This window comes from Sebaldella sp. S0638 (genome assembly GCF_024158605.1).
In the GTDB taxonomy this organism is placed as follows: domain Bacteria; phylum Fusobacteriota; class Fusobacteriia; order Fusobacteriales; family Leptotrichiaceae; genus Sebaldella.
Genome location: NZ_JAMZGM010000221.1, coordinates 1 through 2,412 on the forward strand (window position 1 = coordinate 1; position 2,412 = coordinate 2,412).

Annotated in this window: 2 protein-coding genes and 1 pseudogene; 2 read left to right on the forward strand and 1 reads right to left on the reverse strand. The window is 29.6% G+C overall.

Going from position 1 to position 2,412, the window contains the following annotated elements:
• Window positions 1-314: 314 nt before the first annotated feature.
• The gene (locus NK213_RS19730; RefSeq protein ID WP_253352517.1) at window positions 315-1,217 is read right to left on the reverse strand and encodes an OmpG family monomeric porin; all 903 of its coding nucleotides are present in this window, start codon (window positions 1,215-1,217) and stop codon (window positions 315-317) included.
• Window positions 1,218-1,340: 123 nt separating this feature from the next.
• Here NK213_RS19730 and NK213_RS19735 point away from each other — a divergent pair.
• Both NK213_RS19735 and NK213_RS19740 read left to right on the forward strand, forming a co-directional pair.
• Window positions 1,341-1,466, forward strand: a pseudogene (locus NK213_RS19735) (recombinase family protein); the annotation flags it as partial.
• Window positions 1,467-1,554: 88 nt separating this feature from the next.
• Window positions 1,555-2,037 carry a DUF4189 domain-containing protein gene (locus NK213_RS19740; RefSeq protein ID WP_253352519.1) on the forward strand — a complete coding sequence of 161 codons (483 nt, stop codon included), beginning with the start codon at window positions 1,555-1,557 and terminating at the stop codon, window positions 2,035-2,037.
• Window positions 2,038-2,412: the final 375 nt, after the last annotated feature.

Here is a 2,412-nt window from a genome sequence, read left to right on the forward strand (position 1 = left end):
ATTCCTTCCGATACTGACATGTTATATTCATCAAATATTTTATGAACTTTTTCTTTTAGTTCTCTGTTTATTCTTAAACTAACATACGAATCTTTCATAAATTCTCTCCTTCATATATTTTGTACTACATTATATATTATTTATATTTATATGTCAAAGTATTTATACTTTAATATGGCACTACACTATTTATTCTTAAAAAATTATTTTTTAAAATAAAAAAATGAGTTGTTTAAACTCATTTTCAAAATACCTTTCGGCATCTCTTTCAATTTGTGGTTGTGAATTAAACTATATATTATTTGGATAGTTTATTAAAATTTATAGTCCAGACCTAGCTTAAAAAAGACTCTGTTCTTATTTGCCTTATCCTGACCCTCACTTCTTTTTTGTGGTTCATCTTGATAATATGTCTCACCAGAAACACTAATACCATTATCAGCTGTATATCCCATCTTCACTCCGTATCTTCCTTTTCCGTCATGGTCACCATCAACTCCGCCAGTGTACTTTGATGTAGAAGTTACGCTATATCTTATAAAAGGGGTAACAGAAACTCCGTTATCAAATTTCTTCTCATACGCCACTCTTATTTGCCAGTCTTCAAATTTATATGCTCTATACTCTAAATCTGATTTTTCATTTTTTACATATTCATTGTATACTGAGAAAACAACAGCCTGGTCACCAGAAAACTTATATTTTACTCCAGTTTCTAACTCATGAAAATAGTCATCCCAAGATTTTGTTTCTAAATGTCCTCTATAGTCATCTGTCATTCTGTAACCAAAAAGCCACCCATTAAATAGAGACCACTGGTCATTAAACTTATATCCCCAGTTTGGTTTAAATCTGTGATCTGTCGCTTTTTGAGGAGATTCTCTTAAATCTGTTATTCTTAATTCGTATTCAGGTTTAAATAGAAAACCTCCATAATTGAATCCAGAACCTAACATAAATTTGTATCTGTCCGCATCATTTGCATGACCAGAAGGACTATCTGCGTTTCTGTATTCGTATACAAATTCAGTCCATAAAGGAAAATCTTTAGCATTTAAATTAACTCTAAAACCATGCACAGTTACATCGCTTGAATTATATGTAGCATTGTGATTTTCTGACTCAATATATGTTCCTGTTGTAATGTCCAGTTTTTCTAAAGCATGCGAACTTCCATAAATTCCCAAAAAAAAGCTTAATAAAAGTAATTTTTTCATTCTAACCTCCATAATTTTATTGTCATTAATAATATACCATGATTTTTTTATTTGTAAAGTTTATTTTGTCATATATTTTAAATTTTTTTCTTAAAATCGATAACTACTTTAGTATAGCATTACATAAGATATGCTAGAGTTTCAACTCAAGATCAAAATTTAGATAGACAAATAGATATTTTGACAAACGCGGGAGCAGAAGAAATAATACAAGAAAAAATAACAGGAACAAAAATAAATAGACCAGAACATTTTTTTCTTTTGACTTTTTTATTTTTAAAGATTATAATATATTAACAATTCAAAAATGAATTAATTTTATTCAGGGGAGATATTTATGAAAAAGTTTTTATTATTTATAACTATGTTATTTACACTTTCGTTTATTGGTTCAGCCAATACTTGTAATTCGCAATATTGTACATGTCCTAATGGTACTTGGGTAACATATGGTCAGTATTGTACTGTTCCGAATGTTGAAGTTGAAATAAAATATTACGGAGCTATAGCTGTTAATATTGAAACAGAAAAATGGTCAAGTGCTTATAATTATCCAAGTTCTTCCTCAGCAAAGAAAAAAGTTCTTTCAACTTGTGGAGAAAACTGTAAAGTAAATATTGTAAGTGCAGGTAGGTGTGGTGCTGTAGCATACTCTGAATCAACTAAAACACTTGAATTTGATTCAGCAATAGGTGGGTTTGCTGGAGCAGGTTATAATACAAGAGAAGAGAGAGCTAAAGAAAAAGCATTGAAAAAGTGTTCAAAGAAGAGTGGGGATTGTAAAATATTAACAAGTGTTTGTAATGCAGGGGGTATATAATATATAAATATATTCTCTGAGAGTGTGTAATAAAGTCTGTAAATTAAACCGACTATAATAAATAATTTATTTAAAAAATATTGTAACTATTAAGACATAGTACATCATAAAAATGTGCATGTCAAGAAAACATCCTGTAAGGGATGTTTTTTAATATCCCTAAAGTGGAAGTCTACCCTCATACATTATGCATAATTCTCCATAAATAGAACCCCAATTTCTAACAGGTAAGCTCCATTTTTTAGTAGCTTGAAATGTTGCTAAATACAAAGCTTTAAGAAGTGCTGTATCATTAGGAAATACTGTAATGGTCAAGCAAAATGGGAACATTAGGATCCAAAGAAATTGAATCTAGCCTGGTAAGGAGTAATAAAC

Bases quoted from the DNA above. Each gene is read 5' to 3' on its own strand.
- NK213_RS19730 (WP_253352517.1), bottom strand. From the start codon at position 1,217: ATGAAAAAATTACTTTTATTAAGCTTTTTTTTGGGAATTTATGGAAGT.
- NK213_RS19740 (WP_253352519.1), top strand. From the start codon at position 1,555: ATGAAAAAGTTTTTATTATTTATAACTATGTTATTTACACTTTCGTTT.